This window comes from Gluconacetobacter azotocaptans, from assembly GCF_014174355.1.
Taxonomy (GTDB): Bacteria; Pseudomonadota; Alphaproteobacteria; order Acetobacterales; family Acetobacteraceae; genus Gluconacetobacter; species Gluconacetobacter azotocaptans.
Map to the genome: position 1 here is coordinate 165747 of NZ_JABEQF010000004.1, position 24990 is coordinate 190736.

A 24990-nucleotide genomic window follows, 5' to 3' on the forward strand; every position below is an offset into this window, starting at 1 on the left:
GGGGTCAGGATCGCGCCCGGGCGGCGCGGGGGTTTTCGCGGGCGCGGCTGCTCTGCTGGCGCAGGACGTCCTCGATCCAGTCGTTCAGCCGCGCGGTCGCGTCCTCGGCGTCCTCGCGCGCCAGGTAGGCGTCGGGGAAGCGCAGGGACAGCCACCGCCAGGCCACCAGCCGCTTGTGGCGTTTCTCGGCCCGTTCCAGCTCCACCCGTTCGGCCCGGTCGGCCGGGGGCAGGCGGCCCGGCCCCGGCGGGACGACCGGCCGGCCCGCGGCATGGTCCGCCGCCCAGTGGACCAGGCGCTGGATGCCGTTGTCGCGGTCGTCCACCGGACACATGGCATAGACCCAGCGCTGCGCCAGGCTCAGGCCCGTCACGCCTTCCAGCGCCGTGGCGATGGCGAAGGCCTGTTCCATGTTGGCCAGGCGGTAGTTCGGATCGTCGCGGCGCAGCACCGCGCGACGGATGCGCGCCAGGACGCCGAACAGGCTTTCCGACCCGATCTCGGCGGCGACGGCCTGGATGATGTCGGCATCGGGCTGCACCTGCGGGCGCAGGTCGGTCAGTTCGGCCGGCGGCGCGGCCAGCATGCTCCGCACGAAGGCGGCACTGCCCGCGCCCGCCAGCACGCCGACGATCCCCTGTTCATGCTTGCCGTAGCGCCCGGCGCGGCCGCCGATCTGCTTGACCTCCTGCGCGTTCAGGTCGCGGGTCTGCGTACCGTCGAACTTGCGCAGGGCGGTGAAGATGACCCGGCGGATGGTCAGGTTCAGGCCCATGCCGATGGCGTCGGTCGCGATCAGGATATCGGCGGCCCCGCTGTTGAACCGCTGGGCCTCGGCCCGGCGCACCTCGGGGCTCAGCGCGCCATAGACCACGGCTACGTGGCGGCCGCGCGCCAGCAGGGCCGCGCGTAGGTCCAGTACCTCGCGCCGGGAAAAGGCGATCAGCGCGTCGTGCGGGCGCAGGTCCTGCAACCGCACCGGGTCGGGGGCGGTCACCAGCGGCCCCTTGCGTTCCAGATGGACCTCGTCCAGCGGGTCCCCGCACAGTTCGGCGATCCGGCGGACCATGGGAATGCAGTCCGGCGCGCCCAGCACGAACAGGTGCCGCGCCGGCGCGCCCATGATGGCCGCCGTCCAGGCCGCGCCCCGGTCGGGGTCGGTCAGCATCTGGGCCTCATCGATGACGGCGACGTCCACGGGGTTATGCAGGGGGCACATCTCGACGGTCGCGGCCAGATGGCGGCTGCCGGGGATGTCGATCCGTTCCTCGCCGGTGGCCAGCGACGTGGGGACGCCGCGCGCGGTCAGCGCCTCGCGGAATTCGTGGGCCAGCAGGCGCAGCGGGGCCAGCGCCATGCCGCTTTCCGCGCGTGCCAGGGCGTCCAGCGCGGTATGGGACTTGCCGCTGTTGGTCGGGCCGGTCACCAGCGTGATCCGCCGCTTCAGCGCGCGGGCGGTCTTGAAATGCGCGGCATAGCGGTCCAGCGCCGCCACGCGGGCAATGACGGCGTTGCCCACCTTGCGGGTGCCCGCGTCCGGCACCAGGGGCGCGCCGGGGGCCGGGGATTCACCCCGCCACAGCGGCAGTTGCGTGCGCAGCGCGATCAGTTCGCGCGGGTCGAATTCCCAGCGTTCGGTACCGTTCTTCTGCGGCACGCGCCGGGCGACCGGCAGGCGGTTCTCGGCGATCCAGCGCAGCGCCTCGTTCTGCGAACACCGCAGCAGGCGCGGCACCTCGGCGAAGGGAACCAGGCTTGCTTCCCATTCGCGCAGGCGGCGCACTTCCTCGCGCCGGCGGGCGCGGGCCTCCTGCTCGATGCTGTCGTGTTCCTGCTGGCGGGCGTCGGCCGTCCGCCGGACGGCTTCGACAAATCCGCCCTCCGGCGCCAGGTCGAAGGCCGCGGCGATGGCGCGGGACAGGTCCTCGGTCTCGGTGGGGGACAGGACGCGGCCGGTGCCGTCGAACAGGTCGGCGCGGATCGTCTCCAGCACCGTCTCGGGCGAGGCGGCGGTGGCGCGCAGGCGGGCGTGGACGACCGGCGCCAGGGCGCGCAACAGGCGGTCGTCGTCGGGTTGCGGGTCATCGACGGTGGCGGCCGCGGCCTCGGTATCGGCGCGGGTGATCCAGACCTGGCCCTTGCGGCGGGTCAGGTCCATCAGGCGCGATCCCCACGGCTTGCGCCGGACGGCGCACAGGGCCGCGCGGAACGTCGCCTCGTCCACCCGGTCCTGCCCCGGCGACAGGGCGCGGGCGACAGTGCGCTCCAGCTTCGGCAGTTCGCGTGTCTCGACGGTCAGGCCGGTCGCGGCGATGGCGGCGTCGACGGCGGTGCGGGCGGGTGAATCGGATGTCATATGTGGTATGTGCGCCATCCGGCGCGCCGGAACAATCGTCGCGTGAAGCGGCCGTGGAAGCCCGCGCCCTGGCACGCGCGCGAAGGCCTGACCTGCCCGGCGCTCAACCCCCGATGACGGTTTTGTGCTGGCATCGGCGGCTTGGGGCGCTTAAACATCTGTCCCTCTTGCACGAACGGGGCGTCCGCCACGGGTCGTGGCCTTCTGTAAATCCCTGACCAGCCGGGAGAATGCGACGTCATGTCCGATACGTTGACCATGCCAGCCACCGAGACCGTCCCCACCGGTCTGGAGCCCGTCGCGGGCGAGGCCGGCGTGTATCATCTTGCCGCGCCGACCAAGACCTACGGCCACCTGAACGCCGAAACGGTGCTGACCGTCCATCACTGGACGGACCGGCTGTTCACGTTCACCACCACCCGCGACGCCGGCCTGCGGTTCGAGAACGGCCAGTTCGCGATGATCGGCATCGAGGTCGAGGGCAAGCCCCTGCTGCGCGCCTACAGCATCGCCAGCGCCAATTACGAGGACCAGATGGAATTCCTGTCCATCGCGGTTCCCGACGGCCCGCTGACATCGCGCCTGCGCCATGTCAAGCCGGGCGACAAGGTGCTGATCGGACGCAAGCCGACCGGCACGCTGCTGCTGGACAATTTACGCCCGGGCCGGAATCTGTATTTCCTGTCCACCGGCACCGGCCTTGCCCCGTTCATGAGCCTGATCAAGGATCCGGCGGTGTACGAGCGTTTCGACCGCGTGATCCTGAGCCATACGGTGCGCATTTCCGGCGAACTGGCCTATGCCAACCATATCCGCCACGAACTGCCGCAGCACGAATTCCTGGGCGAGGACGTGTCGGGCAAGCTGCTGTACTACCCCGCCGTGACGCGCGAGCCGTTCGCCGTCACCGACCGGATCACCAAGCTGATCGAATCGGGCAAGATCTTTACCGATCTGTGCATCCCGGAACTGGACCCCGAACATGATCGCGTCATGATCTGCGGCTCGCCCGAGATGCTGGCGGATACCGAGGCGATGCTGGTTGCCCGCGGCTTCGACGAGGGCAACAATTCCAACCCCGGCGCCTATGTCGTCGAAAAGGCGTTCGCCGAACGCTGATCGCCGGGCGGGGCGAGGATGGAACTGCAGCGGATTGGGATGGCCTGATGGCGTATGATTTCGACCTGTTCGTGATCGGGGCGGGGTCCGGCGGCGTGCGCTGTGCGCGGATCGCCGCCGGGCACGGGGCACGGGTGGCTGTGGCCGAAAGCCGGCATTGGGGCGGAACCTGCGTCAATCTGGGCTGCGTGCCCAAGAAGCTGATGGTCCAGGCCAGCGAGTACGGCGATCTGGCCGATGACAGCCATGGCTTCGGCTGGGACACGGCGCGGGGCCATCACGACTGGGCGGCCCTGATTGCCGCCAAGGACCGCGAGATCGCGCGGCTGAACGGCATCTACGTCTCGATGCTGGAGAAGACCGGGGTGACGCTGTTTACCGGCGCCGCGCGGTTCGAGGACGCGCACACGCTGCTGATCGGCCCGGGGCCGCTGGACCCCGAGGCCCCGGGCCGCCGCGTGACGGCCGAGCGGATCGTGATCGCCACCGGTTCGACCCCCGACCTGCCGGACATCGAGGGAATCGGATATGCGATTTCCTCGGACCAGGCGTTCCACCTCGAAACCCGGCCCCGGCATGTCTGCATCGTGGGCGGCGGCTATATCGGCATCGAGTTCTCGGGCATCTTCCAGGGGCTGGGGTCGTCGGTCGATCTGGTCTACCGGCAGGACCTGCCCCTGCGCGGTTTCGACCAGGACATGCGTGCGGGCATCCGCGACGCCATCGAATCGCGGGGTATCCGCCAGCATGCCGGACGCTCTCCCACGGCGATCGCCCCGCGGGCCGAGGGCGGCTATGTTGTCCATCTGGACGACGGTGGGCGCATCGGGGCCGACTGCGTGTTCTTCGCCACCGGCCGCCGGCCCAAGATCGACGGGCTGGGGCTGGAACATACCGCCGTCCGCACCACCAGCGGCGGACGGATCGTCGTCGATGCGACCGGCGAGACGGATGCGCCCGGCATCTATGCCATCGGCGACGTCACCAACCGCGATAATCTGACGCCGGTCGCCATTGCCGAAGGCCATACCCTGGCCGACCGCCTGTTCGGCGCGGGTCATCCCCGCGACTGGTCACTGGCGACGACGCCGAAGGCCGTGTTCTTCTCTCCGCCCCTGGCCACCGTGGGCCTGACGGAGGAAGAGGCGGCCCGTGACGGAGCGGTGGATATCTACCTCGCGCGGTTCACGCCGATGCGTCATACGCTCAGCGGCCGGGCGCGGCGGACGATCATGAAGCTGGTGGTCGATCAGCACAGCCAGAAGGTGGTGGGCGCGCACATGATCGGCGACGACGCGCCGGAAATGATGCAGGGCCTGGCCATCGCCGTAACCGCCGGCCTGTCCAAGCACGATTTCGACCGGACCGTAGGCATCCACCCGACTTCGGCCGAGGAATTCGTGACGATGCGCACCCGCACCCGCGTCACCGAACGGCAGACGGATTGAGATCCGCGCGACTGGGCGGCACCGCCCGGTCGCATCGGCTCAGAGACGTGGGGGGCTCAGAAACGTGGGGTCCTCAGTGCGGCGTGACCCAGCCGTTGCCGGTGGCGTCGCCAAGCTGGCCCTGGCCGTAGGGGCCGCTGCTCTGATACGCGTTGCCGAAGCGCGACAGGTCGCTGCCGGTGACGGCGTCGCGATGCACGTTGGCCTCGTGGTCCGGGTCAGGCCCGTGATTCATCTCCATCGACGGCGCGTCCTGGTAGCCGGGCGGCAGGCTCCGGCGCCCCTGGACCGTCATGTGTTCGCCGCTGCGGGCCTCGACGCCTTCCTCATGACCGGATGAAGACGTCTGGGGGGTCGACTCGTCCGCCGGTGCCGCCATGGCGGAGGCACCGACTAGGCAGAGGCCGGCCACCACTGTCACCAGGCCTGTGCGAAGCATGGCCATCATGCGTAATCCTTCTGTTCGCTCTGTATCCAGCATGTCATGCGCGCGGTGCCGCGTTAAGGCACCGTGACGCGCGTCGTCCATGCACCATATGGAAGATATGTCGGCGATCCCGCAAAAATGCGAGGTGCGAGACGCGCTTTGGCGCCATTTGCGCGGCACGGCAGCCATTCGCGCATGATCCCTTTGCGTCGGGTAGGGTTTTTCGACATAAAGACTGCCCCCTGTATGAAAGTCCGGCCGACGGGGCGCGGGCAAGGGGAAAATGGCGGCTGACGGCGGACAGGGTGCCGCAGCCGGATAGCCAGAGGAAATTAGGATCCGACCATGAGTGCGATGCACACACACGACAGTTCTTCCCGGCAGGCCTGGACGCCGGAGAGCTGGCGGTCGTTTCCCATCCGACAAGTGCCGGAATATCCCGACGCGGCGGCGCTGCACGCGGTCGAGGAACGGTTGCGCCGCTATCCGCCCCTGGTCTTCGCGGGCGAGGCCCGGCGGCTGAAGGCCAATCTGGCGCTGGCGGCCAAGGGCAAGGCGTTCGTGCTGCAGGGCGGGGCATGCGCTGAAAGCTTCGGCGAATTCACGGCCGACATCGTCCGCGACACCTTCCGCGTGCTGCTGCAGATGGCGGTGGTGCTGACGTTCGGGGCGAAGGTCCCGGTCGTGAAGATCGGCCGCATGGCCGGCCAGTACGCCAAGCCCCGCTCGTCGGACATGGAGACCGTTGGCGGCGTCACCCTGCCGTCCTACCGGGGCGACATCGTCAACGGTCCCGATTTCACCGCCGCGGCCCGGATCCCCGATCCCGCGCGCATGGAAACCGGCTATTTCCAGTCGGCCGGGGTGATGAACCTGCTGCGCGCCTTCGCCGGCGGCGGTTACGCCAATCTGCACCAGGTCCATCGCTGGAACCTCGGCTTCGTCGAGCGTTCGCCGCTGGCCAAGCAGTACGGCGTCCTGGCCGAACGGATCGACGAGACGCTGGCCTTCATGGCGGCCTGCGGCCTGACCGGCGCGACCACGCGCCAGATGGACGAGACCGAATTCTACACCTCGCACGAGGCGCTGCTGCTGCCGTACGAGCAGGCGCTGACCCGCATCGATTCGACGTCGGGCGAATGGTACGACTGCTCGGCCCATTTCGTCTGGATCGGCGACCGCACCCGCCAGCCGGACGGCGCGCATGTCGAATTCCTGCGCGGCGTGCGTAACCCCATCGGCATCAAGGTCGGCCCGACCACCACGATCGCGGATCTGGAGCGCCTGCTGGACATCCTCAATCCGCAGGACGAGGCCGGCCGGATTTCGCTGATCTCGCGCATGGGGGCCGAGGGCGTGCGCAAGCATCTTCCGCCCCTGCTGCGGCAGGTGATGGCGTCGGGGCGCACGGTCACGTGGTTGTGCGATCCCATGCATGGCAACACGATTTCGACCGTCAACAAGGTCAAAACCCGGTCGTTCGAGGCCATTTTGTCCGAGATTCGCGGGTTTTTCGACGTGTTCGAGGCCGAGGGCGCCTTCCCCGGCGGTGTGCATGTCGAGATGACCGGGCAGAACGTCACCGAGTGCGTGGGGGGTGCCCACCGCTTGACGGAAGCCGATCTTGGTGAGCGCTATGAAACCTTCTGCGATCCCCGCCTGAATGCGGAGCAGTCGCTGGAAATGGCATTCCTGCTGGCCGAGGAACTGACGGCGCGCCTGCGCGGCACGTCGGCGACGGGGGGCATGGAGGCCGCATAAAAGCACGGAGGAACGATGTCCGCAGCAGATACCGGCAGGGGCTGGCCCGCCGCAGGCGCCTTCGGCCCCACCCAGGCCCTGGATGACGGGACTATCCGGTCGCGGACCGATGCCTATTTCAACCGGACACGGGACATCGTGACCCGCTTCGGCGACCGGCAGGTGACCTACGCCCTGTTCATCCGCCGCCCGGTCATCTCCGCCCCCCGGCTGATGACCGAATGGCTGGACGGCGTGGCCCGCGCCCGCGGGATCTCGCTGTCCTACGACATCATGTTCCCCGAAGGCGCCTGGGTCGGCGCGGGCGAGCCGCTGATCTACATCACCGGGTCGTTCGTCGCCCTGGCGGATCTGGAAACGCTGCTGCTGCAGAAGCTGGGGCCGCCCTGCGTCGCCGCCCTCAATGCCTACCAGATGGCCATGGCCCTGCCGGGCGCGCGGTTCATGGCCATGGAGGCCCGTCATTGCGCGGGCTTCGAGATGCAGGAACAGATGGCCTATGCCGCCTCGGTCGGCAGCCGGGCGGCGCAGCGCGAGGGGGCGCTGGGCTTTGTCGGCGGCGCCAACGACGCGACGGCGGGGTTCTTCGGCGACGGACGGGGCCTGGGCACCATGCCGCACGCCCTGGTGGGCTATGCCGGATCCACCCTGCGTGCGGCCGAGATGTTCCATTCCACCTATCCCGAGGCCGACTTGGTGGTGCTGGTCGATTATTTCGGGCGCGAGATCACCGACGCGCTGGAGGTCTGCCGGGCCTTTCCCGATCTGGCCGCCGCCGGGCGCGTGGGCGTGCGGCTGGACACGCATGGCGGGCGCTTCCTGGAAGGGCTGGACCCCCAGCTGTCCTACGCGGCGCTGGAACGCAACACGCCGGGCACTATCCGCCGCTACCGCTCGGAAACCGAACTGCGCCACCTGGTGGGCACCGGCGTATCGGCCGCCGCCATCTGGCGCATGCGCGAGGCGCTGGACGCGGCCGGCTTCCCCAAGGTGCGCATCATCGTCTCGTCCGGTTTCAGCGTGGAAAAATGCCTGTCCATGGCGGATGCCCACGCGCCGATCGATCTGGTGGGCACAGGATCGTTCATTCCCGACCGCTGGTCCGAGACCTATGCCACCGCCGATGTCGTGTCCTATGACGGCGAGGCGCGGGTGAAGATCGGGCGAGAATTTCTGCTGCGCAAGGCGCGCGACCGGGCGGTTCCGGCGCGCGAGAGCGCATCGTGACACGGAAGGTCTGCTTTTGACGGAATCCCTTTTTGCGCCCGAGGGCGGCTGGCGGGTCAGGATCCTGGACCTGTCCGGCGGGGCCGAGGACAATATCGTCGAGGAGGTCGGCGGCTTCCCCGACCTGATCCACGCCAACGCCTTCGCCCGCGCCTATGTGCGCGACAGCGTGGAACGCTGCCGCGTGCCCGGGGCGTCGCCGCGCGACGTGCTGTCGGCCTGGTTCGCCTTCGGCGAGGACGCCGAGGTGCTCGAAGCCGGGGAGAACGGCTGGCGTTCGGCGAACGAACTGGACGATTTCACCGCCCATGCGGCGTCGGAGATGGAACGCGACTGGCGCGCGCTCGACCCCCGCCGCGATCAGGACGACGAGCTGGAGGAATAGTCCCGCGCCGCGTCGCGCATGGCTGGTCTTTCGGCCGGCGCCGACGCATATAAGGCGGCATGAAACTCCGTTTTGCGCCCAGCCCGACGGGCCTGATCCATGTTGGCAATGCCCGGCAGGCCATTGCCAACGCCCTGTTCGCCCGCCGCCACGGCGGCTCGTTCCTGCTGCGCATCGACGATACCGATCGCGACCGCTCGCGCGAGGATTATGTCGAGGCCCTGCGCACCGACCTGGCGTGGCTTGGAATCGGCTGGGACGAGTACGTCCGGCAATCCGACCGGCTGGACCGCTACGCGCTGGCGATCGAACGGCTGAAGGCTTCCGGCCGCCTGTATCCGTGTTTCGAGAGCGAGCAGGAACTGGCCGCCAAGCGCGAGGCCCGGATTCGCATGCGCAAGCCCCCGATCTATGACCGGGCGATGCTGCGCATGACGCCCGAACAGCGCGCGCAGGCCGAGGCCAACGGCAAGGTGCCGTACTGGCGCTTCCGCCTGTCCGACAGCATCGTGACGTGGAACGACCTGGTGATGGGGCGCTCGCAGGTCAAGCTGACGGCGATCTCGGACCCGGTTCTGGTGCGGGCCGACGGTACGGTGCTGTACACGCTGGCGTCGGTCGTCGACGATATCGAAACCGGCATCACCCATGTGGTCCGCGGCGAGGACCATGTGACGAATACCGGGGTGCAGATCGACATTGCACAGGCGCTGGGCGCACGGCCCGACCGCTTCGCGTTCGCCCATCTGCCGCTGTTGCTTGACGAGGGCGGGGGTAAGCTGTCGAAGCGCTTCGACGGGCTGTCGATCCGCGCCCTGCGCCAGGACGGGATCGAGCCCGAGGCCGTGGTGTCCTACCTGGCGCGGTTGGGCAGCGCGGACGACCCGGCCCCGCTGTCGATGGACGAACTGGCCGCCGGGTACGACCTGGGGCGGGTGTCGCGGTCGGCGGCGCGGTTCGACATGCGGCAGCTTCTGGCGCTGAACCGCCGGATCATGCACCAGACGTCCTTCGAGGCCGTGCGCGCCCGCCTGCCCGAGGGCGCGACCGAGGCCTTCTGGCTGGCCGTCCGGGGCAATGTCGACATGGTTTCGGAGCTGCGCCACTGGTGGGATGTCGTCGCGGGCACGATCGTCCCGCCGGTGCTGGACGACGAAAAGGAATATCTGCTGCAGGCCCTGGCGCTGCTGCCGGACGAACCGTGGGACGCGCAGACCTGGAAAGGCTGGACGACGGCCCTGCGCGAGGCGACCGGCCGGACCGGCAAGGCGGTCTTCCACCCGTTGCGCGTGGCCCTGACGGGCGAGGAAAAGGGGCCTGAGATGCGCGACCTGCTTCCGCTGATGGGCCGCGCGCGCGTGGCTGGGCGCCTGCGGATCGCCGCGCGATGAGCGATGTCGTCATCTGGCACAATCCGCGCTGCGGCACCTCGCGCAAGGTGCTCGACCTGCTGCGTGCCGAGGGGATCGAGCCTGCGATCGTCCTCTACCTCCAGACCCCGCCGGACCAGGCCACGCTGGCCGACGTGATCGCGCGGGCCGGGCTTTCGGTGCGCGAGGCGATCCGCAGCAAGGAGGCCGCCTATGGCGAACGGGGCCTGGACGACCCCGGGCTGGACGATGCGGCATTGCTGGACGCGATGGTGGCCGATCCGGTCCTGATCAACCGGCCGTTCGTAATGACCCCGCAGGGCGTGCGGCTGTGCCGCCCGGCGGAACGGGTGCGCGAGATCCTCTGACGCTCCTGCGGGTCCGTTATTTCGTTGTTTCCCGACGCGGCGCTGTGCTCATATCGAGCGTGCAATGGGGCGCAAGCGGGCGAAGGCAGTGCGGCAATCCTATCATTTCGTCGTCCTGCCGGTCGGTACGCTGGGCGACTTCCTTCCGGCCGCCGGACTGGCCCGGGAACTGGCGGCACGGGGACACGATGTCGATCTGATGGCCCAGGCGGCCTTCGCGCCGCATGCGCCGGGCGGGGGCGTCCGCTTCCGGACGTTCGGCCGGCAGGACGAGTATGAACGCGATGTCGCCAACGTGCGCGTGCTGGACCGGCAGCAGCCGGTTCTTTACGAATCCCTGATTGCGCCGACCCTCCTGCCGCATCGCCTGGCGGTCGAAACCGCCGTCCGGACGGGGACGAAACCGGTCATCGTGCTGTCGGCGGTGCACGGGGTGGGCGCGCTGTGGGCCGCCCGCTGCCTGGGCGCGCAGGCTATCGGCATGGTGACCACCCCCCCTTACATGATCGGATACCAGAACCCAAATCCGGTGGCGGATTCGGTCATGCGCGCGGCGTTCCGTGGCTGCGGCCTGCCGGATCTGCCGCCCCCCGTCCATGACGGCGCGCGGCTGTTCTGGGGCGATTTCATCATGACCTACGACGCGTTCCTGGAACTGTTTCCCGCTTGGCTGGAAACCGTTCCCATGCGGCGGGACGAGCGGCATATCCAGGGCACGTTTCCGGGTGGCAGCAGCGACACCGCCGTCCCGGAAATCGAGGCGTTCGCGCTCGACGGTTCGGCGCCATGGGTCTTCTTTCCCGGGTCGTCGGACATGCTCAACGTCGTCTGCCGCGATTTTCGCAGCGTGGTCGCCGAATATGCGCGTCGGTCGGGCCGGCGCTGCATCCTGATCGACCGGACCCTGGACATGCCGTTCCAGCGGGTGGCGGACAATCTGGTGGCTACCCCCTGCACGGACATGAACCGCCTGCTGCCGCTGGCGCGCGGCATCCTGCATCATGGCGGGATCGGCATCGTGTCGCAGTCCCTGGTGGCCGGCCTGCCGCAGATCGTCGTGCCCGTGGGGTTCGACCAGCCGGCGAACGCCCAGTGGCTGGAAGACAGGGGCGTCGCCGTCACGACCATGCCGGCGGCGCTGTCCGCGTCGCATCTGCTCGATCTGGTGGCCGAAGCCGAGGCCCTGCCGCCAGGATCGGCGCGGGAACTGGCCCGGCGCCTGAGGCGCGAGGGTGGAACGGCCGGCCTGGCCGATATGCTGCTGGACCGCCTGGACGGCCGTGTGCCCGCGTCCGGACTGGTACGGAGCGTGGCGTGACCGGGGCGGGCGCGCTGGTGCCGTCCCCCGCCGGCCACCTGCCGCTGACCATGCGGGACCGGGTGCTGCTGCCGCGATTCTATACCCGCTTCGGCCCTTCGGGATCGACCTCGCAGACCAACCTGGTCTACGGCACTGTGATCAGGGGCGAGGTCGATGTGGACGCCCTGCGGTCCGCTGTCGGCCGGGTGGTCGAGGCCAACCCCGAATTGCGGGCCTTCTATTCGGGCCCCGACCAGGACCCGGCGAAATATTGCGCCTCGCCGGACGTGCCTTTCCATTTCGAGGACTGCCGGGGCGACGGCGCCGCGTTCAAGGCGGCGGTGCGGGCGGCGATCGCGCATCCGTTCAACCTGACCGACTACCCGCTGATCCGCGTTACGCTGGTACGCCGCGCGCCCGCGCGCTACGTGTTCATCCTGTGCGCCCATCACCTGGCGGTCGACGGATGGTCGATCGTGATGTTCCTGCGGGCCATTTCCCGGCTGTACAAGGTGGACCGTCCGGCGTCGCGGCCGGCCGTCGGCATGCCGGACTATCTGCGCGACCGCGAGGCTTATCTGGAATCCGACGCCGCCGCCGCCGATACCGCCCGGGCGCTGGCGTGGCTGACCCCGGCCATCCCGGCCCTGCGTCCGGCGCAGCCGACGGTGTTTCCGTCGCCCGAGGAAGTCCATCGTCTGGTCCGTCTGGACCGGCAGGCCGTCCGGCAGGCCTGCCAGGCGCTGGGCCTGAGCGTGACCGAGGTGCACCGCGTCCTGTTCGTGCTGGTCCAGCACGCGCTGACCGGGCTGGACGAACTGGGCTTCAGCGAATCACATCCCAACCGGCCGCCCGAGGGGCTGGGCCTGTATGGCTTCCTATCCGACGACCATCTGGTCCGCGTGAGCATCCGGCCGGGCGACACCGTCCGCGATCTGGTCAATGCCGTGAACCGGGGGCTGGATCACGCCCGGGAGTACGAGGGCCTGCCGGCGGCCACCTTGCTGCGGCGGCTTTATGACGGGCCGCCGCTGCCGCGATTCCATTTCAATCCGTTCGGGGTGGGGACGAACGCGCTGCGGCTGGGTGGATTGTCCATCCGTCATTTCAAGACGATGAAGGCCTTCGCGCTGACGGACCTGACCTTCGTGTCCCTGAACGCGGATTTCGCCTTTATCGCCATGGCGCGGCCCGAGGTCGACGGCTACGACATCGACGCTGTCGCCGCCTGCCTGCGGCGGGCGCTGGCGATGCTGGCCGACCCCATGCGCCCGCTGTCGCATGGGTTGCTGCGCTCGGGCTGGGCGGCCTGACCGCCCTCAGCCCTGTGGCTGTTCCTTCGCCTGGCGGGATCTGCGGCCGCGTGCCAGTTCGGTGACCACGCCGTGCAGCGTGCGCAGTTCCTGTTCGGTCACTTCGCCACGGGTGAAGAAGTGGCGCAGGTTGCGGACCATGCCGGCGCGTTTCTGTTCGTTGCGCAGGAAACCGCACTCATCCAGATCGTCGATCAGATGGCGCATGAAATTGTCCAGCTCGCCCTTGGTGGCCACATGGGTTTCGTTGGTCATCAGCGTGCGGGGCGGCGTGGCGTCGGCGGCCATCCACCATTCGTAGGCCATGATCATGACCGCCTGCGACAGATTCAGCGACATGAAGGCGGGGTTGAGCGGATAGCGGATCAACGCGTCCGCCCGCGCCATGTCCTCATTGTCCAGGCCCGCCCGCTCGGGGCCGAACAGCAGGCCGGTCCGCATTCCGCGCAGGCTGGCCTGCCGCAGTTCGGCGGCGCCGCCCCGCGCGGTCAGCACGGTCTTGACGATGTGGCGTGGGCGCGGACAGGTGGCCAGCACATGGTGCAGGTCGGCGATCGCGTCATCGACGCTGTCATGCACCGTGGCGGCCTCGAGGATGCGGTCGGCGCCCGACGCCGAACGCCAGGCGCGTTCCTGCGGCCAGCCGTCGCGCGGGGCCACCAGGCGCAGGTGGAACAGGCCGCCATTGGCCATCGCCCGCGCCGTGGTGCCGATATTCTCGGCCATCTGCGGGCGGACCAGAATGACGACCGGGCTGTTGCCGATGGGCGCGATGTCGGCGCCGCCGTCACGGCCGGTCATGCGCGCCTCCAGCTTGTGCCGGTAGGGCCGTCTTCCAGAATGATGCCCAGGTCCGCCAGTTCGGCGCGGATGGCGTCGGCGCGGGCGAAGTCGCGGGCCTTGCGCGCCGCCAGCCGGTCGGCGATCAGTGCGTCGATGGCGGCGGAATCGACATCCGCGCCGGCGCGGAACCATTCGTCCGGTGTCTGCCGCAGTAGGCCGATCATCCGGCCTGCCGCCTGCAATCCGGCGGCCGCTTCGCCGTCACCGGCCAGCGCACGGTCGGCCAGCGCGTGCATTTCGGCCAGAGCGCGGGGGGTGTTCAGATCGTCGCACAGGGCCGCCAGGACGGGTTCGGGCACAGGGCCTTGCGCGTCGGCCGGGACGTCGCCCAGCGCGCGATAGAACCGGTCCAGCGTCTGTTTCGCCTCGGCCAGTCCGGCCCGCGTGAAATTCAGGACCGAGCGGTACTGGGCATGCAGCAGCAGCAGGCGCAGCGCCTCGGCCGGCGTGTCGCGCAGCACGTCGCGAACCGTCAGGAAATTGCCCAGAGATTTGGACATCTTTTCCCCGTCCACCAGCAGCATGGCGTTATGCATCCAGTGGTTGGCGAAGCGCCCGTGCGGAAAGCAGCACTGGCTCTGCGCCAGTTCGTTCTCGTGATGCGGGAACAGCAGGTCGGACCCGCCGCCATGGATGTCGAAACTCTCGCCCAGATAGCGGTGCGACATTGCCGAGCATTCGATATGCCAGCCGGGGCGGCCACGGCCCCATGGGCTTTCCCAGCCGGGCAGGTCGGGGTCCGAGGGCTTCCACAGCACGAAATCACCGGCATCGCGCTTGTAGGGGGCGATTTCGACGCGGGCACCGGCCAGCAGGTCGTCCGGGCTGCGGCCCGACAGCGCGCCGTAGGCGGCGAAGCTCGAGACCGCGAACAGCACATGGCCCTGGGCCTCGTAGGCGTGGCCGCCGGCGATCAGGCGCGCGATCATGTCCAGCATTTCGCCGATATGATGCGTGGCGCGGGGCTCGACATCCGGCGGCAGAATCCCGACGGCGGCCAGGTCTTCGTGAAAATCGCGGATGGTGCGCGCGGTCAGGGCGTCGATCGGCTCGCCGTTCTCGCGGGCGCGGGCGTTGATCTTGTCGTCGACGTCGGTGATGTTGCGCACATAGGTCACGCGCGGATACAGGTGGCGCAGCACCCGCACCAGAATGTCGGCCGTCACCATGGCGCGCAGATTGCCGATATGCGCCAGGTCGTAGACCGTCGGCCCGCAGAAATACACCCGCACGTTCCCCGGATCGAGGGGGACGAACGGAACGATCTTGCGGCTTCTGCTGTCATGCAGGGCCAGGTGCGGCATCGTATCGGACATGATGGCGCCTAGATGCGACACCGGCGGGGCGGACGCAACACCCTTGTGCGCGCGGCGGGGCGCAACGTGCGGAATGGGGGGATTTCCCGGCCCGTGTATGGACGCCCGTCTGGCCATCGGGTGCCCGATCTGCTTTGGATGCCGGCATGCTTGTTCCGGTCTCCCCCCCGTCCGAAATCCGCCTGCTGCTGCGCATCGCCGGGCCAGTCGCCCTGGCGCAGATCGCCCAGATGGTCATGGGGGTGACCGACAGCGTTCTGCTGGGGGGGCTGGGCGCCGATGCGCTGGCGATCGGCGGCCTGTCCACCACCCTGTTCTTCACCGTCCTCGCCGTGCTTCAGGCGATGCTGGGCGCGGGCGGCGTCCTGATCGCCCAGGCGGTCGGACGGGGCGACACCGACGATATCGCGCCCATCCATACAATGCTGCTGGTGCTGGCGCTGCTGCTGTGCGTGCCCTGCCTGTTCATCCTGGTCCAGGCCGGGCCGTTGCTGCGCCTGATGCACGAACCCGACGCGGTCGTCGGGCCGGTCACGGCGTTCGTGCACATTCTGATGTGGGGGGTGCCTCCGGCGCTGCTGGGGACCGGTGTCGTCAATGTCGTGCTGCCGGCGGTCGACGCGCAGGGTATCCTGCTGCGGGTGATGCCGGTCGTCGCCCTGGCGAACGGCCTGCTGAACGCAGCCCTGATCCATGGCCTGTGGGGGCTGCCGCGACTGGGGCTGACGGGTTCGGCGCTGGCGACGGTCCTGACGATGTGGGGCGCGGCGTTCGTGCTGCTGGGCATGGTGCATGGGCGGCCGCATCTGCGCGGCATGCTGTGGCCATGGCGCCTCCGGCCCGGGACGATGCGGCTTCTGCTGCGTCTGGGCCTGCCGATGATGGCGTCGGCGGGGGCCGAGATGATGCTGTTCGAGGTCACCAGCCTGCAGGCCGCCCTGTTCGGCACCCATGCCCTGGCGGCCCATCAGGTCGTACTGAGCGTGACGTCGATGACCTACATGGCGACCATGGCGCTGGGCCAGGCGGCCAATGTCCGCGTCGCCTTCTGGACCGGGGCGGGCCAGTCGGCGCGTGCGCGGCATGCGGCACGGGTGGCGGTGGGCACCAGCATGCTAGTGATGGGCACGGTAAGTTGCCTGATCTACCTTTTTCGCGCCCCGATCGTGGGTTTCTACCTGGACCCGGCCGTGGCCGCCAACCACGAGAGCATCGGAATCGCGATGACCGGCCTGCTGGCGGCGGCGATCCTGCAGGTGGCCGACGGAACGCAGGCGGTGCTGGGCGGCGTGCTGCGGGGACGTGGGGACGCCGTGGTGCCGATGGTGCTGGCGGTCGCCGGCTATTGGGGGGTGGGTTTTCCCCTGGGGGCGTGGCTGGCGTTCCATCAGTCGATGGGCATCACCGGATTATGGAGCGGCATCGCCGTTGCCCTGGTCGCGGTGTCGCTCATGCTGGGAGCACGGGCGGCATGGTCGCTGGGTGATCGCTGGGCCGGCGCCGGGCGGGCTGCGACGCCCGAGGCGTCAGCGTCCCGACCCTGAAATCGTCTAGCGCGTCTCGACGCCGATCTGTTTGATGTCGTGGAATGCCAGGTCGGGGTTCATCTCGGTCGTCCGGCGCATCATGAACGCTGAACTGGCCAGCAGGACCGGGTCGCCGTCGATGTCGTCGGCCATGGCCGAGCGATTGGCGGCGGCGAACAGCTCGAGCTTCGTCCGATCCCCGGTGACCCAGCGGGCCAGGGAATAGGGCGTCGATTCGAAACCGATCGCGACGCCGTATTCGCCGCCCAGCCGCGCCTGAAGCACGTCCAGCTGCAGGGTGCCGACGACGCCCACGATCGGCGGCGCGCCGTCCTGCGGGCGAAACAGCTGCACCACGCCTTCCTCGGCCAGTTCGGTCAGGGCCTGCCGCAGCTTCTTGGCCTTCATCGCGTCGTCCAGGCGGACGCGACGCAGGATTTCCGGCGCGAAATACGGCACCCCGGTAAAGCGCAGGTCCTCGCCCTCGGTCAGGGTGTCGCCGATGCGCAGCGTGCCGTGGTTGGGAATGCCGACCACGTCGCCGGCAAAGGCTTCCTCGGCCAGCTGCCGGTCGCGGGCGAAGAAGAACTGCGGGGTATGCAGGGCGAACTGCTTGCCGATGCGCACATGCTTCAGCCGCATCCCGCGTTCCAGCCGGCCCGAGCAGATGCGCGCGAAGGCCATGCGGTCGCGGTGGTTGGGGTCCATGTTGGCCTGGATCTTGAAGACCAGCGCCGTCAGGCCGGTTTCATCGGCGCGCACGACGCGGCTTTCGGTCGCCTGGTCGCGGGGCGGCGGCCCGAAGGCCACCAGCGCGTCCAGCAGGTCGGTCACGCCGATTTCCTTCATCGCACTGCCGAAGAAGACGGGGGTCAGGTGCCCGGCATTGAAGCTGTCGCGGTCGAATTCCGGCAGGGCGGCCTCGGCCAGTTCCAGGTCCTCGCCCAGTTGCACCATGCGCGGGTCGGATTGCTCCAGCGGCGCGGGAACATGCAGGCTGCGCGACCGCAGGTCGTAGGTGCCGACGAAATTGGCCGCCCGGCCGACCGGCCATGTCGCCGGCGCGGTGTCCAGCGCCAGCGCGGACGAGATCTCGTCCAGCAGGGTGAAGGGGTCCTGCGCCTCGCGGTCCATCTTGTTGATAAAGGTGACGATGGGAATGTCGCGCAGGCGGCAGATCTCGAACAGCTTGCGCGTCCGGTCCTCGATCCCCTTGGCGGCGTCGATGACCATGACCGCCGAATCGACCGCCGTCAGGGTGCGGTAGGTATCTTCCGAGAAATCCTCGTGGCCCGGCGTATCCAGCAGGTTGAAGATGCAGCCGCCATATTCGAACGTCATCACCGACGTCACGACCGAAATGCCGCGGTCGCGCTCGATGCCCATCCAGTCCGACCGGGTGCGGCGGCGTTCGCCCTTGGCGCGGACATTGCCCGCCAGCTGGATGGCGCCGCCCGCGCGCAGGATGCGTTCGGTCAGCGTCGTCTTGCCCGCGTCGGGATGCGAGATGATGGCGAACGTCCGCCGCCGGGCGATCTCCCGGGAGATGGTGGCGGCGAGGGCGGTGGCGGGCTCGGCGTTCACGGGCAGGTCCATTTATACAGCGGTGACGGCGGGGTCCAAAAACACGGACGCCGGGCGCGGAGGGTGTCCCCCACGCCCGGCGCCACGTTTGTCCGTTTCCGGACCGGGATCAGCGCGAGTAGAACTCGATGACCAGGTTCGGTTCCATCTGGACCGGATAGGGGACATCCGACAGCTTCGGCGCGCGCAGGAAGCGGCCCTTCATCTGGCGGTGGTCGACTTCCATGTATTCCGGAACGTCGCGCTCGCCGCTCTGCGAGGCGTCGAGGATGATGGCGAGCTGCTTGGACTTCTCGCGGACCTCGATCACGTCGTCGTCACGGACGATGTAGGACGGGATGTTCACCTTGCGGCCGTTGACCGTGATGTGGCCATGGCTGACGAACTGGCGGGCGGCGAACGGCGTCATCGCGAACTTCAGGCGATAGACGACCGCATCCAGCCGGCGCTCCAGCAGGTCGATCAGGTTCTCGGAGGTGTCGCCCTTGCGGCGGACGGCCTCGTCGTAATACTTGCGGAACTGCTTCTCGCTGATGTTGCCGTAGTAGCCCTTCAGCTTCTGCTTGGCCATCAGCTGCACCGAGAAGTCGGACGGCTTCTGCTTGCGGCGCTGGCCATGCTGGCCGGGGCCGTATTCGCGCTTGTTGACCGGGGACTTCGCACGGCCCCACAGGTTCACGCCAAGGCGGCGATTGATTTTGTACTTGCTCTCGAGGCGCTTGCTCATCGCGCGCTGTCTTCCATATTCGACATGACATGTCGACGGCCCGGGGGCCGCGTCATCGTCACATATTGCACCGGTAGGCCCTGTTCCGCATGAACAGGGCGGGCGCGACCCGTATTACCGGCACCGGGGAGCAACACCCGTTCTGGCACCGGCCGGATCGTCCACGTTCCCGGCAATGCGGGGGCGTATAGGCGCAAGGAGCCTGGCCTGTCAATCACGGGCGCGCGCCGGCCGCCCAGTCTGGCCGCCCGGTCCGGCTGGCAGACATGGCCGATGCGTCGCGAAAGCCGATGTCGCGCGGTGCGATCGTCCCCTATAGTCCCCGCAGTTCATCAAGGAAAACAAGGAGAACCCATGGCTACTCCGTTCACGCAGCGTTGGGGACTATTCGTCCTGCTGGGACTGGTTTCCATCGCGCTGGGCATCGTCGCGTGGGTCGATGCGATTTCCGTCACCCTGGCCAGCACGGTCATCATCGGCATCCTGCTGGTCATTGCCGGCGCGGCGCAATTGTTCCACGCCTTCGCCGTGCGGGACTGGGGCGGATTTGCCCTGTCGTTCCTGGGCGGCCTGCTCTACGTCGCCGGCGGCGTCCTGCTGATGAAGGAGCCGGTCAGCGGATCCATCGTGCTGACGGTGTTCGTGTCGATCTGCCTGATCGTGTCGGGGACCACGCGCATGATCATCGCGGCCCGCCACAGCGAACTGAACGGATGGTGGATCATCCTGGGGGGCGGCCTGATCAGCCTGCTGGTGGGCGTGTGCCTGTATATGACCTTGCCGTGGTCGGGGCTGTGGCTGATCGGTACCTTCATCGCGGTGGAACTGATCGCGGCGGGCATTGGCTGGATCCAGTTCGGCCTGGCCCTGCGGCAGGCGAACGCCCTTTCGGGGCCGCCGACGATCTGAAGGCGGCAATCAGCCTGCCGTCATGACGGCAGCCCCAGCCGGCGCCGCAGTTCGGGGGCCGCCAGGTCGGCCTCGAATCCCGGGGCGCCCGGCTGAAACAGGCGTGCCGCCGACAGCGGACCGGCCGCGACGGGATCGAACCCCGCGTCGCGGATCAGGCCCGCGACCGTGCGCGCCGCGGCCGGATCGTCGCCGGCGAAGGGAATTCCCAGCAAAGGCGGCGTCCGGTGCGCCTCGGCGTCGAGCGTGCTCATATCCTCGGAATTGAAGGCCCGCACGACGTGCGCGCCGGGAAAGAACGACTGGGTGGTGACGCCCGCGCCCTGTTCGCGCGCCTGGCGCGCCACGTCCCCGTCGCGCCAGGGATAGGGGTTGCAGGCGTCGATGACGGTTTTACCCGCCAGCACCCCATGCAGCGCGGCGCCGATTGCCGGCAGCGCGCCATAGGGAACCGCCAGCAGGACGACATCGCCGAACCGGGCCGCCTGTTCCGGGGTGCCGGCCTGGGCCAGCGGCCCCAGCCCGGCCGCGACCGACCGGGCTTCGGCGACCTCGCGGGCCGAGAACATCACCGGATGTCCTGCCCGGACCCACAGGCCCCCCAGGGTGCTGCCGACATGTCCGGCGCCGATCGTGCCGATGCGCAGGGGGGGATCGGCGCGCGATGCGGCGGGGACGAACAGGGCGGACAACGCGGCCAGCAGGGTGCGGCGTCGCAGGGGCAGGCTATGCTTGGTCATCTCGTCCGTCAGGTCTGGTGCCACAGGGCGGGGAGGGAGCCCGCGGCCCCGGTGACCGGGTCGCTGGCGGGGAAGGGGACATGGTTCATCCGGCCCAGGGCGGCGGGCGGCAAAGGGCCGCGTTGCAGGTCGAAATCCTGGCCGGGCGGATAGGCCCCGACCACCAGGAACGTGTCGTCCGAGCCCAGATTGCGATGCCCCGTGCCGGCGGGCAGGACGACGACATCGCCTGCGCTGACATCGACGATACGGCCCCCCGGGCCGCCCAGCATCAGGCGGGCCGACCCCGAGGCGACGCCCAGCACCTCATGCGCCGTGGAATGATAATGATGGAAGCTGTAGACGCCCCACCGCCATCGGGGCGGCCAGCCGTTCGTGGTGAACAGCTCCTCGAACCCCGCCGCCGGATCGTCGGGGCGCAGGGCGACCGCATTGCGATAGTACAGCACCGGCAGATGGTCGTTGTTCGGCACCCAGTCGTTGCGGGGCAGCATGAACGAGTCGATGTCGTGGCCGCCGGTTCGGCCGGCGGCCTGGGCCTGACGGCCTGTCAGGGACAGGCCCAGGCCGGCCAGGAGGCTCTGAAAGGCGCGTCGGGATACGGTCACGTCCGTTCTCCTGCAACGGCGAGGAAGAGAGTGTGCAGTATGTCCGTGCCGTTTCGATACCGGCCAGTGAAAACCAGTTTAGGATCGCATCCCGTGCGTGAGGGGGGCTGCCCGGACACGATCCCGTCACTGTGGCGAAAAAATATATATTCCGGCCTTTTCGTATCGACCGCGCGACGGGTATGCAGGGAAATCGAGGGTTTTCCGGGGGGATAGTGCATGCCCGAAATCGTGACTCCGCCGCAGCAGGCCCCGGTGAGGGACATATTTCAGCTGATGGGGGCGATCCTGTTCGTGATCGTCATGCTTGGGGTCGGCTGGCATGCCGCCCGTTTTTCGGGTGTCTGGCCGACCTGATCACATCAGGAACAGGCGTGTACTGGGCAGTACATCCGCGCGGGCCGTCCATTCGGCTTCCTGGTGGTGCGGCACGACGGCAAGCGTGTCGTACTCGCCATTGCCGGCCTGCTTCCAGTGGCGACGGATGTCCGTGAACGGCAGATCCGTAATCAGGCGGATGCCGATATCGACGACGTGGGTGCGGGGATGGCGTACCGCCCGAAAGGGGCGGTGAACCGTCAGCAGGGCCGGCGGCAGGCCCAGTTCCTCCTCGGCTTCCGCCAGGACCTCACGCGCGAGGTCGACATCGTCCTCGCCTTGGCGGGATTCGACGCTGCCGGCGGGCGGAGTATGCCAGTATCCCGCCAGATAGGTGCTGGCGGCTTCGCGCCGGCCCATCACTATACCGTCCGGGGTATGCAGGACGCCATTCACCGCCAGTGGCTGCAGGCGCAGCACCCCGAACAGCTCGGGGTGGGTCATCTGGGCGAAGACACGGCGATATTCGCTCCAATACCCGATAATTCGATCGGCCTGTATCCGGTCGGCGCTGAAGACGCGTCCGTTGAACAGGCGGGGCGGTTGCGCCAGGCGCGCCTGCCAGATGGCGTCGATCAGGCGGTCGATATCCGGCGGCAGGGCGGGCATCCCCCGAACCGTCTCCACCGTCAGGCCGGGCAGGACGGGGATGGACGGCCAGTGGGCCGGGATCGGTTCAGGCGGCATCGGGCGGCAGGATGGCCGTGATCGCGTCCAGTTCGGCGGTCGACAGGGGACGCGCGGCGGCGGCCACATTGGCCAGCACCTGCGCGGGCCGGGTGGCGCCGGCGATGACCGACCCCACCAGATCGTGCGCCAGCAGCCAGCCAAACGCGAGTTCGGTCAGCGTGCGGCCGTGCGTGTCGGCGACGGCGGCCAGCCCGTCCAGCAGCGTCCAGTTCGCGCCGGTCAGGTAGCGGTCGCGCAAATAGGTCCATACGCCGAGCCGGCTGCCTTCGGGAAGCGGGGCATCGCGGCGATATTTGCCGGTCAGCACGCCGCTGGCCAGCGGAAAATAGGGCAACAATCCCAGCCCGAAATGCCGCATCGCCGGGATCAGCGCGCGTTCGGCGCCCCGCGCCAGCAGCGACAGCTCGTCCTGACAGGAAATGAAGCCGGGCACACCCGCCGCCCGCGCCACGTGCTGCGCATCGGCAATCTGCCAGGCCGGGAAGTTGGAGCACCCGGTATACAGCACCTTGCCGCCACGGATCAGATCGTCCAGCGCGCGCAGCGTCTCCTCGATCGGGGTTGCCGGGTCGGGGGTGTGGATCTGGTAGAGGTCGATGCGGTCGGTACGCAGCCGCCGCAGGCTGGCCTCGACGGCCTCACGGATGTATCGGCGGGAGGCCCCCTGCCGGCGACCCTCGGCATCCATCGGCATGCCGAATTTCGTCGCCAGCACGATATCGTTGCGGCGCGGCCCCAGGATGGCGCCCAGCGCCTCCTCCGACGCGCCGTAATGGGCTTCGCGCCGGCCATATACATCGGCCACGTCGAACAGCGTGATGCCGCTGTCCAGCGCCTGGTGCACCACCGCGCGGGACTCTTCCAGGTCGATGCGGCCGCCCAGATTATTGCAGCCCAGCCCGACGGCCGAGACGATCAGGCCGGAGCGGCCGAGGTGACGCTGTTCCATTCGCGATGTCCTTTCCGATCTCGATCTTACGGCATCGCCAGGCGGACCGACACCGGGCAATGGTCGGACAGATGCCGCGCCTGCGCCGGGTCCCGTTCGTCATAGGTCAGAACCCGCAGGCTGTCGGGTTGCAGCCAGCTCCGCGCCTGGTTGCCCAGCAGCAGATGGTCGATGAAATAGGCGCCGCCCCAGCAGGGGGTGGCCCGTCCCGCCGTCACCAGGGTGAGGGGGCCGTCATCCTGCAACGCGCGCATGAAGGGATCGGTCGGGGTCAGTTCGCGATTGAAATCGCCCATGACCATGAACGGCACCCCTTCGTCCTGCCGTTCGGTGATCCAGTCGCGCAGGACGGCCATCTGCCGGTCCAGCGTCCGGCAGGCGGGCCGCCGGTCGGCCGGCGGCGCATCGCGGCACCCGGCCTTCAGATGAACGACCAGGATGCGGAGACTGGCCGTGCCGTCCCCGATAGTGACGTCCACGCCCGCGCGCAGATGGTGCGGCGCGTCGGGGGGATAGACGTCCAGCGTCACGAGATCGGGATGACGTTCGATCGTCAGGCCGGATGCGACGGCCAGGCCGCTGTGCTGCACCACACGGTCGTCCGCCATCACGATCCGGTAGCGCCCGGGGGGAAACAGCCGTGCCGCCAGCGTGGCGGAATCCACTTCCTCGAACCCCACCAGGTCGGCGTCCAGACGTGTCGCATAGGCCGCAAGCCGGCGCAGGTCGGCCAGGTCGCGTGGGCGCACGTCGAGCGGCAGGGCGGGGTCGCCTGCCGCTCGGTCGGTCAGCCAGTCCAGGTTCCAGGTCGAGATCTTGATCGTCCGGCCCTGGGCCGCCGGAGCGGCGCAGAGTGCCAGGATCGTCGCGCAGGCAACCCAGGCGCGGATGGGCAAGAGCGCCACCCGCCCCGGATTACGTCGCCGGCGCTGCGTCCTCGGGCGTGTTCTTCAGGCGGGCGATGGCTTCGTCGACATGGATGGTGTGGCGGGTGGTTTCGTCCAGCACGACGACTTCGCCGCTGGCGATGTCGTAGAACCAGCCTTGCAGGATCAGCTCGTTGCGGGCCAGCGCCGCCGCCACGGCCGGATGCGTGCGCAGGTGCGCGATCTGCAGCAGGACGTTCTGCTCGGCCAGGCTCCGCACCGATTCGGGGCCGGCATCGGTCGCCCGCAGCGCACCGGCGACCGCGCGCGCGGCCTCGGCATTGCGCAGCCACGACGCTACGGTGGGCATCCTGGTCAGCTTGGCCGGATCGTCCAGCAGTGCCTTCATCGCACCGCAATCGGAATGGCCGCAGACGATGATGTGCGATACGCCCAGCGCCAGCACCGCATATTCGATGGCCGACGACACGCCGCCCAGCATTTCGCCGTAGGCGGGGACGATGTTGCCGATATTGCGCAGCACGAACAGGTCACCCGGCTGGGTCTGGGTGATCATGCTGGGGTTCACGCGGCTGTCGGCGCAGGCGATGAACAGCGTGTTGGGGGACTGCTGGCCGGCCAGCTCGGCGAACAGCTCGCGATTCTGCGGAAAGACCTCGGAATTGAATTTTTCCACGCCCTGCAGAAGCTCGATCAGTGTCGTCTTGGCTTTGGTGTCGGCCATGGGTGTCCCTGTATTCCGAAGTGAGAACCGTGCCC

24 protein-coding genes are annotated in these 24990 nt (G+C 68.7%); 12 read left to right on the top strand and 12 right to left on the bottom strand.

The genetic code is table 11. The annotated features are described in order from the left end of the window. Positions 1-4 precede the first annotated feature (4 nt). Positions 5-2356 carry a helicase-related protein gene (locus HLH34_RS06630; protein WP_183118813.1) on the bottom strand — a complete coding sequence of 784 codons (2352 nt, stop codon included), beginning with the start codon at positions 2354-2356 and terminating at the stop codon, positions 5-7. Positions 2357-2596: 240 nt separating this feature from the next. On the opposite strand from HLH34_RS06630, the gene HLH34_RS06635 reads away from it, so the two are divergent. Then, entirely contained in the window at positions 2597-3475 is an 879-nt protein-coding gene (locus tag HLH34_RS06635) for a ferredoxin--NADP reductase (protein ID WP_183118814.1), read from the top strand. A 47-nt stretch (positions 3476-3522) separates the two neighbouring features. After that, complete coding sequence (gorA, locus tag HLH34_RS06640; protein ID WP_183118815.1) at positions 3523-4923, top strand: glutathione-disulfide reductase; 1401 nt, start codon at positions 3523-3525, stop codon at positions 4921-4923. Positions 4924-4996: 73 nt separating this feature from the next. Here the strand turns inward: gorA and HLH34_RS06645 are convergent, their stop codons facing one another. Then, the gene (locus HLH34_RS06645) at positions 4997-5368 is read right to left on the bottom strand and encodes a hypothetical protein (RefSeq protein WP_183119006.1); all 372 of its coding nucleotides are present in this window, start codon (positions 5366-5368) and stop codon (positions 4997-4999) included. A gap of 327 nt (positions 5369-5695) precedes the next feature. Here HLH34_RS06645 and HLH34_RS06650 point away from each other — a divergent pair, with 327 nt between their 5' ends. The 7 genes from HLH34_RS06650 (at position 5696) to HLH34_RS06680 (ending at position 13074) form a co-directional block, all read left to right on the top strand. Next, the gene (locus HLH34_RS06650) at positions 5696-7111 is read left to right on the top strand and encodes a class II 3-deoxy-7-phosphoheptulonate synthase (protein WP_183118816.1); all 1416 of its coding nucleotides are present in this window, start codon (positions 5696-5698) and stop codon (positions 7109-7111) included. A gap of 15 nt (positions 7112-7126) precedes the next feature. Continuing rightward, the gene (locus HLH34_RS06655; protein ID WP_183118817.1) at positions 7127-8338 is read left to right on the top strand and encodes a nicotinate phosphoribosyltransferase; all 1212 of its coding nucleotides are present in this window, start codon (positions 7127-7129) and stop codon (positions 8336-8338) included. Positions 8339-8354: 16 nt separating this feature from the next. Further along, positions 8355-8723: a hypothetical protein gene (locus HLH34_RS06660; RefSeq protein ID WP_183118818.1), complete on the top strand. Its 369-nt coding sequence runs from the start codon at positions 8355-8357 to the stop codon at positions 8721-8723. 59 nt (positions 8724-8782) lie between these two features. Then, complete coding sequence (gene gltX, locus HLH34_RS06665) at positions 8783-10114, top strand: glutamate--tRNA ligase (RefSeq protein ID WP_183118819.1); 1332 nt, start codon at positions 8783-8785, stop codon at positions 10112-10114. Further along, positions 10111-10461 (top strand): arsenate reductase (glutaredoxin), encoded by a 351-nt coding sequence (gene arsC / locus HLH34_RS06670; protein WP_183118820.1) that lies wholly within the window; start codon positions 10111-10113, stop codon positions 10459-10461. Before gltX ends, arsC begins: the two co-directional genes overlap by 4 nt. Positions 10462-10525: 64 nt before the next feature. Next, positions 10526-11779 carry a glycosyltransferase gene (locus HLH34_RS06675; protein WP_183118821.1) on the top strand — a complete coding sequence of 418 codons (1254 nt, stop codon included), beginning with the start codon at positions 10526-10528 and terminating at the stop codon, positions 11777-11779. Continuing rightward, positions 11776-13074 carry a condensation domain-containing protein gene (locus HLH34_RS06680; RefSeq protein ID WP_183118822.1) on the top strand — a complete coding sequence of 433 codons (1299 nt, stop codon included), beginning with the start codon at positions 11776-11778 and terminating at the stop codon, positions 13072-13074. The genes HLH34_RS06675 and HLH34_RS06680 overlap by 4 nt, the downstream gene beginning before the upstream one ends. A gap of 6 nt (positions 13075-13080) precedes the next feature. On the opposite strand, the gene HLH34_RS06685 is transcribed toward HLH34_RS06680, so the two are convergent. Then, on the bottom strand, positions 13081-13875 hold the full coding sequence (locus tag HLH34_RS06685) for an RNA methyltransferase (protein WP_183118823.1): 795 nt from the start codon (positions 13873-13875) through the stop codon (positions 13081-13083). Then, positions 13872-15233 carry a cysteine--tRNA ligase gene (gene cysS / locus HLH34_RS06690; RefSeq protein WP_183118824.1) on the bottom strand — a complete coding sequence of 454 codons (1362 nt, stop codon included), beginning with the start codon at positions 15231-15233 and terminating at the stop codon, positions 13872-13874. Before cysS ends, HLH34_RS06685 begins: the two co-directional genes overlap by 4 nt. Before the next feature lie 146 nt (positions 15234-15379). Between cysS and HLH34_RS06695 the strand changes: the two genes are divergently transcribed. Then, positions 15380-16777, top strand: a complete 1398-nt coding sequence (locus HLH34_RS06695) for an MATE family efflux transporter (RefSeq protein ID WP_183118825.1) — start codon at positions 15380-15382, stop codon at positions 16775-16777. Between the two features lie 6 nt (positions 16778-16783). Here HLH34_RS06695 and HLH34_RS06700 read toward each other — a convergent pair whose 3' ends face one another. Both HLH34_RS06700 and rpsD read right to left on the bottom strand, forming a co-directional pair. Continuing rightward, positions 16784-18355: a peptide chain release factor 3 gene (locus HLH34_RS06700; RefSeq protein WP_183118826.1), complete on the bottom strand. Its 1572-nt coding sequence runs from the start codon at positions 18353-18355 to the stop codon at positions 16784-16786. A gap of 97 nt (positions 18356-18452) precedes the next feature. Next, the gene (gene rpsD / locus HLH34_RS06705; protein ID WP_182940289.1) at positions 18453-19070 is read right to left on the bottom strand and encodes a 30S ribosomal protein S4; all 618 of its coding nucleotides are present in this window, start codon (positions 19068-19070) and stop codon (positions 18453-18455) included. Between the two features lie 354 nt (positions 19071-19424). On the opposite strand from rpsD, the gene HLH34_RS06710 reads away from it, so the two are divergent. Next, on the top strand, positions 19425-19979 hold the full coding sequence (locus HLH34_RS06710; protein ID WP_183118827.1) for an HdeD family acid-resistance protein: 555 nt from the start codon (positions 19425-19427) through the stop codon (positions 19977-19979). Positions 19980-19999: 20 nt separating this feature from the next. Here HLH34_RS06710 and HLH34_RS06715 read toward each other — a convergent pair whose 3' ends face one another. Next, a complete protein-coding gene (locus HLH34_RS06715) occupies positions 20000-20719 on the bottom strand; it encodes an NADPH-dependent F420 reductase (RefSeq protein ID WP_183118828.1) in 720 nt (239 codons plus the stop codon). Positions 20720-20727: 8 nt separating this feature from the next. Then, a complete protein-coding gene (locus HLH34_RS06720; protein WP_183118829.1) occupies positions 20728-21327 on the bottom strand; it encodes a cupin domain-containing protein in 600 nt (199 codons plus the stop codon). A gap of 219 nt (positions 21328-21546) precedes the next feature. Between HLH34_RS06720 and HLH34_RS06725 the strand changes: the two genes are divergently transcribed. Beyond that, positions 21547-21684: a hypothetical protein gene (locus HLH34_RS06725; protein WP_183118830.1), complete on the top strand. Its 138-nt coding sequence runs from the start codon at positions 21547-21549 to the stop codon at positions 21682-21684. On the opposite strand, the gene HLH34_RS06730 is transcribed toward HLH34_RS06725, so the two are convergent. From HLH34_RS06730 to HLH34_RS06745, 4 genes are read right to left on the bottom strand one after another with little or no spacing between them, the layout of a single operon-like run. Further along, positions 21685-22392 (bottom strand): NUDIX hydrolase, encoded by a 708-nt coding sequence (locus HLH34_RS06730; RefSeq protein ID WP_183118831.1) that lies wholly within the window; start codon positions 22390-22392, stop codon positions 21685-21687. Further along, positions 22382-23344, bottom strand: a complete 963-nt coding sequence (locus HLH34_RS06735) for an aldo/keto reductase (protein ID WP_183118832.1) — start codon at positions 23342-23344, stop codon at positions 22382-22384. The genes HLH34_RS06730 and HLH34_RS06735 overlap by 11 nt, the downstream gene beginning before the upstream one ends. A gap of 26 nt (positions 23345-23370) precedes the next feature. Further along, a complete protein-coding gene (locus HLH34_RS06740) occupies positions 23371-24240 on the bottom strand; it encodes an endonuclease/exonuclease/phosphatase family protein (RefSeq protein WP_220792080.1) in 870 nt (289 codons plus the stop codon). A gap of 19 nt (positions 24241-24259) precedes the next feature. Further along, the gene (locus HLH34_RS06745; RefSeq protein WP_183118833.1) at positions 24260-24955 is read right to left on the bottom strand and encodes a carbonic anhydrase; all 696 of its coding nucleotides are present in this window, start codon (positions 24953-24955) and stop codon (positions 24260-24262) included. Positions 24956-24990 lie beyond the last annotated feature (35 nt).